9 protein-coding genes are annotated in these 13,133 nt (G+C 76.2%); 8 read left to right on the forward strand and 1 reads right to left on the reverse strand.

Features of this window, described 5'->3' with window-relative positions; all coding sequences use genetic code 11:
- Window positions 1-19: 19 nt before the first annotated feature.
- From OG245_RS35225 to OG245_RS35260, 8 genes are all read left to right on the forward strand, one after another.
- Window positions 20-928 carry an ABC transporter ATP-binding protein gene (locus tag OG245_RS35225; RefSeq protein ID WP_371627396.1) on the forward strand — a complete coding sequence of 303 codons (909 nt, stop codon included), beginning with the start codon at window positions 20-22 and terminating at the stop codon, window positions 926-928.
- A 73-nt stretch (window positions 929-1,001) separates the two neighbouring features.
- Window positions 1,002-1,136 carry a streptamidine family RiPP gene (gene amiA, locus OG245_RS35230; RefSeq protein WP_007452728.1) on the forward strand — a complete coding sequence of 45 codons (135 nt, stop codon included), beginning with the start codon at window positions 1,002-1,004 and terminating at the stop codon, window positions 1,134-1,136.
- A 143-nt stretch (window positions 1,137-1,279) separates the two neighbouring features.
- Entirely contained in the window at window positions 1,280-2,287 is a 1,008-nt protein-coding gene (locus OG245_RS35235; RefSeq protein WP_371627397.1) for a hypothetical protein, read from the forward strand.
- Complete coding sequence (locus tag OG245_RS35240) at window positions 2,284-3,936, forward strand: CocE/NonD family hydrolase (RefSeq protein WP_371627398.1); 1,653 nt, start codon at window positions 2,284-2,286, stop codon at window positions 3,934-3,936. Before OG245_RS35235 ends, OG245_RS35240 begins: the two co-directional genes overlap by 4 nt.
- A complete protein-coding gene (locus OG245_RS35245) occupies window positions 3,933-5,300 on the forward strand; it encodes a YcaO-like family protein (protein WP_371628076.1) in 1,368 nt (455 codons plus the stop codon). The genes OG245_RS35240 and OG245_RS35245 overlap by 4 nt, the downstream gene beginning before the upstream one ends.
- A gap of 14 nt (window positions 5,301-5,314) precedes the next feature.
- A complete protein-coding gene (locus OG245_RS35250) occupies window positions 5,315-6,967 on the forward strand; it encodes a nitroreductase (RefSeq protein WP_371627399.1) in 1,653 nt (550 codons plus the stop codon).
- The gene (locus OG245_RS35255) at window positions 6,964-8,703 is read left to right on the forward strand and encodes an ABC transporter ATP-binding protein/permease (protein ID WP_371627400.1); all 1,740 of its coding nucleotides are present in this window, start codon (window positions 6,964-6,966) and stop codon (window positions 8,701-8,703) included. The genes OG245_RS35250 and OG245_RS35255 overlap by 4 nt, the downstream gene beginning before the upstream one ends.
- Complete coding sequence (locus tag OG245_RS35260; RefSeq protein WP_371627401.1) at window positions 8,700-10,502, forward strand: ABC transporter ATP-binding protein; 1,803 nt, start codon at window positions 8,700-8,702, stop codon at window positions 10,500-10,502. Before OG245_RS35255 ends, OG245_RS35260 begins: the two co-directional genes overlap by 4 nt.
- 89 nt (window positions 10,503-10,591) lie before the next feature.
- Here OG245_RS35260 and OG245_RS35265 read toward each other — a convergent pair whose 3' ends face one another.
- The gene (locus tag OG245_RS35265; RefSeq protein WP_371627402.1) at window positions 10,592-13,057 is read right to left on the reverse strand and encodes a SpoIIE family protein phosphatase; all 2,466 of its coding nucleotides are present in this window, start codon (window positions 13,055-13,057) and stop codon (window positions 10,592-10,594) included.
- Between the last annotated feature and the right edge of the window lie 76 nt (window positions 13,058-13,133).

Consider the following 13,133-nt stretch of genomic DNA (forward strand, 5'->3'; position numbering starts at 1 on the left):
GGCGGATGAGGAGGGTGGCATGCCGGAAGGTCTGACCGGACAAGTGGAGCCGGGCCCGGTGGGGACGGCGGCCGGTCCGGAAGCGGAGCCGGACGTCGTGCCCGGCCCGGAGGTCGTCCGGGCGGAGGGGCTGGCCTTCGGCTACCCCGGACGGATGGTCCTGCGCGGGGTGGACCTGAGCGTCCGCGCCGGCGAACTGGTCGCCCTGATCGGGTTGAACGGCTGCGGCAAGAGCACCTTCCTCAAGCTCGCCGCCGGACTGCTCACCCCGAGCGGCGGGCGCGTCCTGCTCGAAGGCGACGACGTGGCGCGGCTCCCCCGCCGCACCGCGGCCCGGCGCGTCGCGCTGCTCCACCAATCGGCGCCCGCGGTACCTGGACTGACCGTGCGTCAACTGGTGCGGCAGGGCCGCTATGCGGCCCGAGGGCCGCTCGGGATGCTGCGGGAGGGCGACGACGAGGTGACGTCCCGGGCGCTCGCGGACGTCGGTGTCACCGACTGGGCCGACCGGCCCGTGGACGTGCTGTCCGGAGGTGAACGCCAGCGGGTCCGGCTGGCCATGGCCCTGGCCCAGGACGCCCGTGTGCTCTTCCTCGACGAGCCGACCACCTATCTCGATCTGCGGCACCAACTGGAGGTGCTCCAGACGGTCGTACGGCTGCGCGCCGAGCGTCGGCTGACGGTGGTGATGGTGCTGCACGACCTCAACCACGCCGCGCGGTTCGCCGATCGCATCGTCGCGCTGCGTGAGGGGCGCGTCGCCGCCGACGGGCCTCCGGCCGAGGTGGTCACCCGGCGTCTGCTGGCCGAAGTCCTCGGCGTGGAGGGCCGGGTGGGGATCGACAGCGCCGGGGGCTGGCCCGTCTGTTACCCAGATCACCCTCTCGATCCGCTCCAGCTATTGCGGAATGAAAATCATATTCATTAGTGTCTGTGCTGCGGCACGCACCAGCGCCGCGACCGAAACACCCATCCGATCCGACCGAATGGAGATTCAACTCATGGAGAACAACAAGGTGTTCAGCCCGATCGCCGACCAGGGCCAGCTCGCCCACCTCTCCGCCACCCACTCGAACGCCCTCGTCGAGAACCCCTTCGACGACGCCGTCGAGGCCGACACCGCGGCCGAGAAGTAAGCGACGCCTGCCGCTGACGGCAGATTCCCCGCGTAGCGCGGGGGCGGGCCCGCCCGGTCACATCCCGGGCGGGCCCGCCCCGTTCGGCCCCGAACCTCCCCGCACCTCTGCTCCCGTTCCCGCTTCCAGCTCCGGAGGATTCCGTGACCCGCAGTCGACTCGCTCCCGGCACCGGGATCGTCACCGTCCCCGGTGGCGCCCCCGTGCTCCGGACCTCCGGCGGGGAGTTCCTGCGCATCGACACCGGCGGTGTCGCCGCTGAGGACCTGGTACGCCGGCTGACGGGGGAGGAGGCGCCGGGCGAGGGTGCGGACACCACCGGACTCGCCCGGCTCGTCGCGGCCTTCGAGACGGGCGGGCACGCGGTGTCCACCCCGCCGCGGGCCCCGCTCGACGGCCGGACCGTCCACGTCCTCGGCGCGCCCGTGCTCACCGAGCCGCTCGCACGCTGCGCCGGGGCGGAGGGGGCCGAGGTCCACCGGATCACCCCGGACGGTGTGGCGGAGCTGGTCCGGGCGGCCCCGGACCGTGGTGCGGAAGGAAGCGTCGCGGTGGTGTGGTGCCTCGACTCACCCGTGCCCGAAGGGCTTTGGGGCACGGCGGACCGGCTGCCCGGGCGGCGCGTGGCCTGGCTGCGCTGCCACCGCGAGGGCGTCCACAGCTGGACCGAACCCCTTGCCGCGGTCCCGGGAGACGTGACCTCCCGTCACGTCCGGCTCCGCAGACTCGCGGCCACCCCCGCCCACCGCGAACTCGCCGCCTACTGGGCCGGACACCGGACCCCCGACACGGGACCGCACCCCAGCGAAGCCTCCGCCGCCCTGATCGCCGCACTCCTCACCGCCGACCTGATCGCCTGGGCCGAAGCCGAAGCCGAAGCCGAAGCCGAAGCCGAAGCCGAAGCCGAAGCCGGGGGCAGGGGCAGGGCCCCGGCCGATGCCGGGCCGGGCCGGGCGGCCGTTCTCCCGGCGCGCCGTCGGCTGCGCCGGATCGACCTGCGGGATCTCACCCTCACCGAGCACCCCGTGCTCCCCGTCCCGGACGTCGCGCCCCTGCCTGCCGCTGTCCATGCTCCTGCTCCTGCCCCTGCCTCCGTCCCGGCCCCGACGCGGGCGCGTGCCGGGTCCGCGGCAGCCACGGCGCGCCCGTGAACACCCGCACCGTGTACGTCCCCACGCCGGACGGCACCGCGCTCGCCACCGACGTCTGCCTTCCGGACGGAACCCGCGCCCTTCCCGCCGTCCTGATCAGAACCCCCTACGGGCGCGTCGCCCACCGCGCCGAGCTGCGCGGCTGGGCGGCGAACGGATTCGCCGCCCTCGCCCAGGACGTACGCGGCCGCCACGACTCACCGGGGCAGTGGCACCCGTTCCGGGGTCACGAGACGGCGGACGGCGCGGCCACCGTCGCCTGGGTGCGCGCCCAGGCCTGGAGCAACGGGGAGGTCGTCGCCGTCGGCGCCTCCTACGCCGCGTACTGCGCCCTCGTCACCGCGCTCGCCGCACCCGGCACCGCCCCTGACACCGCACCCGGCACCGCCCCTGACGCCGCCGGTGACACAACCCGCGCGGCCGGACCCGGGACCGACTCCGGCGACCTCCACCGCGACGGCGTCCCGGACGCCGTCATCGCCGCTGTCCCCGCGCTCGGACTGGCCGAGACGGCGCGGGAGCCCGCGGGCCCGGAGCGGCTGTGGGCCAGGGCCGGCTGGTGGGCGGCGCACGGCGACCGTCGCGACTCCGACCCGGACGCGTTGGCCCGGGTCCTGGCGGACGACCCCCGGCTGCTCGAACACCTCCCGGTCATGCGCCTCGCCGCACGGCTGGCCGAGGGCCTGGGACGCGAACTGCCCTCCTGGCCCCGGCTCTGGAGCGCCGGAGAGCGAGGCCGGCTCGTCGCGCTGGGCTCCGCCGCCCGCCTACCGCTGCTCGCCGTCGGCGGCACCCGTGACCCCTTCGCCGACGACACCGTGGCCCTCTGGCGCGGCTGGGGCGGACCGTCCCGCCTGCTGCTCGGCCCCTGGGGCCACCGCCTCACCGCCGACCCGGCCGTACCGGCCCGCGCACGCGTCAACCTCGGTGCGCTGTACGTACGGTGGGCCCGCGCGGCGCTCTCCGGTCGGCTGGCGCCGACCCGGCACGGTGTCATCGCCCTCGGCGACAGTGGCCGTTGGCACAGCACACAGGGAGCGGCGATCACTCCCGGCGCCACCCCACCGGACCGGCCGGAGGCGGACCACCGCTGGCCCTTCGACACGCCCACCGGGCTACGGCTGCTCCACGGAGCCGAGTTCAGCGCCGACCCCGACCGTCCCGTGCGCTCCGACGATCTCGCCGTCCCGGACGACGACGGCCGCGCCGACCGCTGCCTGCTCCTCTCACCACCGCTGCCCCGCCCGCTCGACCTGGCGGGAGCCGCCGTCGCCCGGATCAACGTCACGGCCGACACGCCCAGTGCCGACTGGGCCGTACGGCTGACCGCGCTCGACCCGTCCGGCCGCGCGGATCCGCTCGCCTTCGGCATCGTCCGGCGCACCGGCCCACCCGGCGAGGCCGCGGACATCACCGTGCCGCTCGGCACGCTGGGCCGTCGGCTGCCCGCCGGCACCCGGCTGCGCGCGGAGATCGCCGGACACCACTTTCCCGCCCACGCCCGCAACCCGCACACCGGCCAGGACCCGGTCACCGCCACCCGGCTCACCCCGTCCCGCCGCACCGTGAACGCCCGGGGCAGCGCCCTCCACCTGCCCGTCGTCGCCCGACGCCGCTATGTCGAGCCCGCACCGGAGATATGCCGTTGACCAGCGCCCTGCCCATCGAAGCCCTCGTCGATCCCGTCACCGGGATCATCCGCGACGTCGCACCCGTCGAGCACCCCACCGGTGCGCCGCCCCGCTACACCGCGATGACCGCCGACGTCGCCGACGCCCGCCGCCTCGGCGCCTGGCCCGCCGACCGCGTCTCGCTCGGCACCACGTTCGGCGACCCCCGGGGCGCCTGGATCGCCGCGGTGGCCGAGGCCGTCGAGCGCTACTGCGGCAACCGCCTCCCCCCGCCCGGACACCCCCAGGAGCCCCGCCGGGCCACCGCCGCCGAACTGACCGCCGAGGGCCACCGCCTCTACGGACCCGGCGCTCTGCCGGCGTACGCCCCCTGGCAGTACGGCCGCCGGGGATTCCCGTACGCCGGACTCACCCCCGACACACCGGCGCTGTGGACCAGGGCCACCGAGAACGGGCGGCCCTGCTGGGCCCCCGTAGCACTGACCCACCTCAACTGGCGCCAGGGCCGCCTGCGTTCGCTGCCCCGGACCCACCACCTCAACTACGCGGGCATCGCCACCGGGCAGGGCCTCGACGACGCCGTCGAGCGCGGTCTCCTCGAAGTCGTCGAGCGCGACGCCCTGGAGCTGTGGTGGCACCTGGACGGGCCAACCCGGGGCATCGACCCGGCGAGCGTCCCCGGCCTCACCGAGGATCTGGCCGGCTGCGGGCTGGACGTGCGCATCGTGGAGATGCCGTCCGAATTCGCCCCCTGTGTGGCGGCCCTCGCGCACGATCCCGTGCGTGGCATTCACGCGGCCGGGTTCGCCTGCCGCTACGACCCGGCGGAGGCGGCCCGCAAGGCCGTGCTGGAGGCGGTGCACACCTGGGTGTTCACCCAGGGAGCGGTGGACGCCGACGGCTGGGTGTACCGGGCGGTCGAAGCCGGAATGCTCGCCCGTGGCCTCTACCTCGACCACCGTGCCGACCGGCGCTATCTCGACGACTGCGGGCCCGATTTCGCCGCCGTGCGGGACCTCGGGGCCCATGTCCAGGTCTGGCTCGACGACCGGATGTCCCCGCTCGCCCGCCGCTTCACCGAGCCCGCCCTCGGCCCGGTCCCGGTCACCGAGATCACCCCCGGTAGCCGCACCGCGCTCGACGCGGCGCTCGCCGCCGGCGGACACCGGGTGATCACCGCCGACCTCACCACGGAGGACGTCGCCGAGACGCCGCTGCGCGTCGCCCGCGTCCTGGTCTCCGGACTGATCCCCAACGCCCCGGCGGCCTTCGGCTACTTCGGCTGCCCGCGCTTCGCGGACGCCGCGCTCGCCCGGGGCTGGCGAACCCGACCGCCCACCGCTCCGGGGGACTTCACCCTCGCCCCGCCCCCGCACATGTGAAGGAGCGTGCCGCCATGCCCGACCCCTCGGCCCGGACAGCCGCACCCGAATCCGGGGCGCGACCCGCGTCCGGCCTCCTGCGCCGGGCCCTCGCGGACGTCCGCTCCTCGCGTGCGCCGGGCCCCGCCCCGTACGTCCCCGAGCGCCCGTTCCCCGGGCCCGGGGCCGGGCTGCCGTTGGCCGGGGACGAACCCCGGCCCGGGATGGGCCCAGGGGGCCGGGCCGCGGTCGACCTGGACCGCGTCCTGCGCCTCTCGCTGGCCGCGCCCGCCGGTGCCCCGGGCCGGCTGCGGCCCGTTCCCTCGGCGGGAGCCCTGCACCCGGTGTGCGCGCACCTCCTGGTCGGGCCGGGGTGTTCGCTGCCACCCGGACGTTACGCCTACGACCCGCGCGCCCACCGCGCCCACCAGCGCGGCCCCGCCCCCGACGATCCGCCCCCGGGCGTGCTCGTCGTCCTCACCGCCGCCGCCTCGCGCACCGTCGCGCACTACGGCCACCGCGCCTGGCCGCTGCTCCTGCTGGACACGGGCCACGCCGCCGCGGCCCTGGCGCTGGCCGGGTCGCCGGCCGCCGACGTGCTGGTCTGCCTCGACGCGGACGCCGCCCTCCTCTCCGCCGCCGCAGGGTTGCCCGCCGCTCCGGACCGGCCCGGGGCCCGGCCCGGCGGCGAACCGGAACTGCCGCTCGCGGCCGTGAGGTTGACGCCCGCGGGCACGACCGCCGAGTCCCACGGGACACTGAGCGCGTGGGCCGATTCGCCCCGTGCCGCGACGACCCCGTCGCCGCAGCCCGGTGCGGAGACCATCCCGCCCCGCGAACTCGCCTCCGCACGGCACTTGTTGCGCCACATCGCGGCATCCCCCGAGCAGCCGGGCGGCACCTGGCACCCGGCCCTCCGCCCGGGACCGGTGACCGACGCGGCCTTGGCAGCGCGCCGGAGCGCCCCGCCCGACGACCTGACCCGCCCACCGGGCCGGGATCTGCTCACCCTGCTCCTGACCACAGCCGGGACAGCACGGCCGGACGGACCCGCCTGGACCGCGGCGGTCGGCGGTGGCGATCCTGCCCTGTACGCGAAGGCGCCCGAGGGCCGGGGCCTCGATGTCCGCGCCGCCGGAGACGCTCGTCCCACCCTCGCCCACTGGGCCGCGGGCCAGCGGTGGATCGGCGGCACGGGCGCGGTGCTCCTCGCCCACGGCTGCCCCATGGACGCCCCGCCGGCCGTTGTTCGCACCTGCCACCTCGCCGCCGGGTACGCGGCCGGAGCGGTCCAGGCCCACGCCACGGCGCTGGGCCTGCGCTCCCGGCCCATCGGGTCCTGGCAGGGGGCGGACCTGGGCGCGGCGCTGGGCGAGGCGCCCGGACGCGACTGGATCGTGCACGGCGTGGCGGTGGGAGCACCCCCGCCGCCGGGCCCCGTAGCCCCGGACTCCGCCCGACGCCCACGGACCCCCGAAGGGCCATCAGCCCGGACGGCCCCTGCCACAGCGACCCTGGCACCCACACCCACACCCGCACCCGCACCCGCAGCCCCGACCCCGGCACCCGCCGCCCCGGCACCCGCACCCGCAGCCCCGACCCCGGCACCCGTACCCGCAACCCCGACAGACGCAGCCCCGACCGCCGCCGCTCCGGCGGCACCGCCCGGCGAGGAAGAACGCCCATGATGCTCCACCCCGAACTCCTGCGCGCCGCGCACACCGCGCGCCGCCCGCTCGGCCTCGCCACCGCACTGCTCGCGGCGGTCACCGCCACCCACCTCGCCCAGGCCGTCCTTCTCGCCCTCGTGCTCGCCCGGATCGCCCGGGGGGAGACGTCCGCCCTGGTTCCGCTGCTCACCGCCGTCATCGCCGTCGTCCTGGTCCGCGCCGGACTCGGCCGCGCCCAGCGCCTGACCGCCGTCACGGCGGGAGCCACCGTACGGATCAGGCTGCGCGACACCCTGCTGGAGCGGCTCGGCGCACTCGGCCCCACCGCGATCACCGGTGCGCGCGCCGGAGCCGTGCGCGCCACACTGGTGGACGGCGTCGAGGGCGTCGACGCCTACGTCTCGCGCTATCTGCCCCAAGCGCTCATCACCTGCGCCGTTCCGCCGCTGCTGCTCGTCGCCGTCGCCCTCGTCGAGCCGTACGCGGCTCTGGCCCTCGGCCCCGCCCTGGTGCTCGCCCTGTTCGGGCCCCGCTGGTGGGACCGGCTGCTCGCGCGGCGGGGCAAGGAGCACTGGGACTCCTACGAAGCCCTCGCCGCCGACTACCTGGAGGCGCTCCAGGGGATGCCGACCCTGCGCGCGACGGGTGCGGTGGGCCGCGTACGGGAACGGCTGGAGCGGCGGTCGGCCGCCCTGCACCGGACCACCGTCGCCAAACTCCGGGTCTCGCTCGTCGACACCGGCCTCACCGACCTGGCCGTCCAGGGCGGCACGGCCGCCGCCGTCCTCGTGGCGTGCTCGTCGGCCGCCACCGGCCGTACCGCCGCCACCGGCACCTACCTCCTGCTGCTCCTCGCCTCCGAATGCTTCCGCCCCGTCCGCGACCTGTCCCGCGAATGGCACGCGGGATACCTCGGGGTGTCCGCGGCCGACGGGATCGCCGGCCTGCGCACCGCCGAAGCCGCCGTGCCCGACCGGGGAACCGTGACCGCCGCCTGGGAGGGCGCACCCGAAATCCGTTTCGAGGACGTGCACTTCACCCACCCGGGAAGCGGGCGGCCCGCCCTCCGCGGCGTCACCTTCACCGCCGCCCCCGGGCGCACCACAGCCGTCGTCGGTCCGTCCGGGGCGGGGAAGTCGACCCTGCTGAGCCTGCTGCTGCGGCAGCGGGACCCGGACAGCGGCCGCCTCGCCGTCGCCGGGACGGCCACCGCCGCGTACACCCTCGCCTCGCTGCGCCGGGGCATCGCCGTGGTCTCGCAGGACACCTACCTCTTCCACGCCACGATCGCGGAGAACCTGCGCATCGCCCGCCCGGCCGCCACCGACGAACAACTGCGCGCCGCCGCCCGCACCGCCGGGATCGACCAGGAGATCGCCCGGCTGCCGGACGGTTACGCCACCCTCGTCGGCGAACGCGGCGCCACCCTCTCCGGCGGACAGCGCCAACGGCTCGCCCTCGCGCGGGCGCTGCTGGCCGACGCCCCCGTCCTGATCCTGGACGAGGCCACCAGCGCGGTCGACGAGCGCGGCCAGGCCCGCATCGTGCGGGAACTGTCGGCGGCCGGCCGAGGCCGCACCTGTGTCGTCGTCGCCCACCGGCTGGACGCCGTACGCCACGCCGACCACATCGTCGTCCTCGACGCGGGCCGTGTCGCCGCGACGGGCGACCACACCACCCTGCTCGCGGGCGGCGGCGTGTACGCCTCGCTCGTCGCGGCCGGACGCACCGCTCAGGAGGAGCGCGCCGCATGACCTCGACCCCTGCCCCGACCGGTCCCGCCCGTCCCCCCGGCCCCGCCGCAGACGTGGACGACGCTGCCGGTGCCCTGCGCTCGCTCCTCCCGGTCCTCGGCGCGCACCGCGCGACCGTCCTGCGCACCTGTCTGGCCGCCCTCGTCGACCAGGCCGCCCTGGTCGCCCTCGTGACCCTCGCCGCGTACACGGTGGGCACGGCCGTCACCGAGCACCGGCCGCCCGCCGCGGGAACCGTCGCGGTCCTGATCGGGCTGGTCCTGCTCCGGGCCCTCGCCACCTGGCGGGAGATGGACCTCTCGCACGACCTCGCCTACCGGGTCCTCGCCGAACTGCGCGTCCGGGTCTTCGACGGGCTGGCCCGCAGCGCCCCCGCCCGGATCGCGGGCCGGCGCAGCGGCGACCTCGCGGCCACCGCGCTCGGGGACGTCGAGGCCCTGGAGTTCTTCTACGCCCACGCCATCGCGCAACTCCTCGCCTCCGGCGTGGTCTTCGCGGTGTCGGCCGCTGTCCTGGCGGCCCTCGGCCCCTGGCTGCTGCTCGCCGTCGTGCCCGCCGCGCTCCTCCTGGTCTGGTCGCCGCTGTTCGAAGCGCGCGGGCGCGCGGAGCGCGGGGCGCGGACCCGGAGCGCGCTCGCCGAGGTCTCGTCGGAGACGGTGGAGAGCGTCGACGGGCTGCGCGAGCTCCTGATGACGGGGGCGCTGAACCGCAGGCGGGCCCGGCTGCGGTCCGCCGGACGTCGGCTCGCCCGCGCCCAGCGCGCCGAACAGTCCTGGGAGACCGGTGCGGGCGCGACCCGCGATCTGCTGGTCGTCGCCGCCGTCATCGCGGTCGTGGCGGCCGCCGCCCACGCCGCGTCCACCGGACGTCTGGACGGGGCGTGGGCCCCGGCCGCCATGGCACTCGCCCTGGGAGCCCTGGCGCCGGTCGCCGAATCGGCGGCCGCACTCGGCCGTGCCGGGGGCCTGCGCGCAGCCGCCGCCCGGGTCCGGGCCGCCGTGCACGCCCCCGCCGGGGCCCCAGCTCCCGCCGCCCCCCGCCCCGTTCCGCCGGGGCCGCTCGGCCTGCGGCTGCGCGGAGTCCGGTTCGGCTACGGGGGAGAGGCCGTGCTGGACGGCGTCGACCTGACCGTCCGGCCGGGCGAGACCGTGGCCCTCGTCGGAGCGTCCGGGGCGGGCAAGTCGACCTGCGCCCACCTCCTGGCGCGGTACTGGGACCCCGAGGCCGGCGCCGTGGAGCTCCTGCCCACCGCCCCGGACCGCCCGCTGGACCTGCGGGACCTCGCCGAGGAGGACCTGCGTGCCGCCGTGTCCGTGGTGGGGCAGGAGGCCCCGCTCTTCCACGGCACCCTCGCCGAGAACCTCCGCCTGGGCGCTCCGGGCGCCACGATGGACGAGCTGGGCGAGGTGGCCCGGATCTGCGGCATCACTCCCATCGCCGACGCCCTGCCCGACGGGCTGGACACCGCCGTCGGCGAGCGCGGAGCGACCCTGTCCGGCGGCCAGCGCGCCCGGGTGGCCCTGGCCCGGGGACTGCTGAGCGGCCCGCGGGTCCTCGTCCTGGACGAGACGACGGCCCATCTGGACCACCGGGGCGACGCGGAACTGTCCCGGGCGCTCGCGGCCGACTCGGCCACCCGGACGACCCTGGTGATCGCCCACCGCCCGGCGACGGTCCGCAGGGCCGACCGGATCGCGGTCCTGGACGGCGGGCGCATCGTCGAGGAGGGCACCTGGGACGAGCTGATCCGGGCGGGCGGCCCGCTGACCCGCCTCTTCGCCCGCGAGGAGAGCCCCTGACGAGAGCTGATGAGGGGAGCCCCGGGGAGAACCTCGGGGAGAGCCCCTGAGGCAAGCCCTTGATGGGGCGTTCCACGGGCCGGGCCGGTTCAGGGAAGAGGCTGCTCGGCCCAGATGATCTTCCCTTGGGGTGTGTAGCGCGTGCCCCACCGATGGGCGAGCTGCGCGACCAGGAACAGTCCGCGGCCGCCCTCGTCCGTCGTCCTGGCGTGCCGCAGCCGCGGCGAGGTGTTGCTGGCGTCGGACACCTCGCAGGTCAGCACGGACTGGAACAGGAGCCGCAGCCGCACCGGCCCCGCGCCGTACCGGATCGCGTTGGTCACCAGTTCGCTGACGATCAGCTCCGTCGTCATCGACAGCTCCGCGAGCCCCCACGCCTCCAGCTGGCGGGAGACCCTGGCCCGGGTCTCGCCGACCGCCGCGGGGTCCACGGGCACGTCCCACGAAACCAGGTGCTCGGGACTCAGGCGATGCGTCCGGGCGAGGAGCAGCGCGATGTCGTCCGGCTGCGGGACGGGCAGCAACTCCCCGACCACCGCCGGACACAGCTGCTCCAGCGGCATACCGTCCCGGGACACCGCCCGGCCGAGCCGGTCCATTCCGCGTTCGAGATCCTTGTCTGCCCCTTCGATGAGCCCGTCGGTGTAGAGGCCGAGGAGGCTTCCTTCGGGCAGCTCGATCTCCAGGGCCTCGAAGGGCAGCCCGCCCAGTCCCAGTGGCGGGCCGGCGGGCAGGTCCGGGAAGCTGACCGTGCTGTCCGGCAGGACGACCACCGGCGGCGGGTGACCGGCCCGCGCCATCGTGCAGCAGCCGTTCGCCGGGTCGTAGACGGCGTACAGGCAGGTGGCCCCCACCACCGTCGTCCCGCCCCGCTCCGCCGGTCCCCCCGCGCGCTCCTCCTCGCTGAGCCGCAGGACGAGATCGTCCAGGCGTGCCAGCAGTTCGTCCGGGGGAAGATCCATGTCGGCCAGCGTCTGTACGGCGGTCCGCAGCCGGCCCATGGTCGCGGCGGCCCCGATGCCGTGCCCGACGACATCGCCGATGACCAGACCCACCCGGGCCCCGGACAGCGGGATCACGTCGAACCAGTCGCCGCCCACCCCGTCCTTCGGGTCGGCCGGAAGGTACGACGACGCCACGTCCAGTGCCGTCCCGCCGCGCAGCGTGTGCGGCAGCAGGCTCTGCTGGAGGACGAGCGCCGCGGTGTGCTCCCGGGTGTAGCGGCGGGCGTTGTCCACGGACACGGCGGCGCGCGCCACCAGCTCCCGGGCGGGCGCCACATCGTCCTCGTCGAACGGCACCGGATTCTGCGACCGCATGAAGGTGGTCAGCCCCAGCACGGTGTCGCGCGCCCGCATCGGTACGGAGATCAGCGAGTGCAGACCGAACTCCCGCAGCCGGTCGGCCCGCTCGGGCTGCTCCACCGTCCACCCGTGGTGGTCCGGATCGAGCGCCGGGAGCAGAACGGGGTCGCCGTCGAGGAGGAAGCGCGCGTCGTACGGCGGCGGCACGAAGTCGACCGGCTCCCCGACCCGCACGACCGCCTCCGGGCAGCCCTCCCGCACCGAGCTCATACCGGCCCGGCGCATGGCAGGCCGCTGCCCTTCGGCCGGCGCCACCGTCCCCGGACGGTCACCGCCGAACGGGTTCTCCAACAGGTCGACGAAGACGAAGTCCGCGAACCGGGGCACCGCGAAGTCGGCGAGTTCCTGCGCCGTACGCTGTACGTCCAGGGTGGAGCCGATGCTCGCTCCGGCCTCGTTCACCAGCGCGAGCAGCCGGCGCGCGTTCCACCGGTCGGTGACGTCGAGGACCATGCAGCCGATGCCGATCGGTCGGCCCCCGGCGTCGGCCAGCGGGAAGAACGAGCTCGTGAACGCCCGCCGACGGCGCGGATCGGGCCAGCTCCAGCCCAGGTACTCGTAGTCCGTGATCGCCTCGCCGGTCGACAGGACCTGCCGCATCAGCCGCTCGATGGGCGTCGCCAGCGCTCCGGGCAGCACCTCGCTCGGCCGGCGCCCCAGACGCTGTTCCCGGGGCACGCCGTCGACCCGTTCCAGGGTGTCGTTCAGCCAGAGGTAGCGCAGGTCGGGGTCGAGCACCGCCATGCCGACCGGCGACCGGGCCAGGAAGCCGTCGACCACGGACCCGTGCATCGTCCAGTGCGGGGTGAGTTCCCGCCCGGAGACCAGAAAGCCCTCCCGACCGGCGATCAGGAACGAGGCGGTGGACCGTACGTCGATGTCCAGCGACCGGCCGTCCCGGGCCCGCAGGGGGACCAGTCCGCTCCATCCCGAACCGGCCCGGCAGCGGGCGGCCACCGCAGCCGTGCGCCGGGCGTCCGGGGGGCCCATGAGCAGCTGGGCGGCGGACCGTCCGACCACTTCGGCCGCCGGATACCCGAGCAGCACCTGGGCGCCGCGGGTCCAGCCGATGACCGTGCCGTCCCCGGCGATCACCGCCGCCGCGCCGTCGGTCGTCCGCGCCGGTCCGAGCCCGTCCCCGGAGGGCAGCGGGCCGGGCTCCGCCGGGGAGCCCTCGTCGGCGGATGCCATTGCACCTCACCACCCTCTGTAGGTTTCCATGGTCGCTCGTGGCCCCGGACCGCGCCCGGTGCGGAGTCCGGGCGCG

The organism is Streptomyces sp. NBC_01116, from assembly GCF_041435495.1.
Classification (GTDB): domain Bacteria; phylum Actinomycetota; class Actinomycetes; order Streptomycetales; family Streptomycetaceae; genus Streptomyces.

Bases quoted from the DNA above. Each gene is read 5' to 3' on its own strand.
- OG245_RS35260 (WP_371627401.1), top strand. From the start codon at position 8,700: ATGACCTCGACCCCTGCCCCGACCGGTCCCGCCCGTCCCCCCGGCCCC.
- OG245_RS35225 (WP_371627396.1), top strand. From the start codon at position 20: ATGCCGGAAGGTCTGACCGGACAAGTGGAGCCGGGCCCGGTGGGGACG.
- amiA (WP_007452728.1), top strand. From the start codon at position 1,002: ATGGAGAACAACAAGGTGTTCAGCCCGATCGCCGACCAGGGCCAGCTC.
- OG245_RS35265 (WP_371627402.1), bottom strand. From the start codon at position 13,057: ATGGCATCCGCCGACGAGGGCTCCCCGGCGGAGCCCGGCCCGCTGCCC.
- OG245_RS35250 (WP_371627399.1), top strand. From the start codon at position 5,315: ATGCCCGACCCCTCGGCCCGGACAGCCGCACCCGAATCCGGGGCGCGA.
- OG245_RS35255 (WP_371627400.1), top strand. From the start codon at position 6,964: ATGATGCTCCACCCCGAACTCCTGCGCGCCGCGCACACCGCGCGCCGC.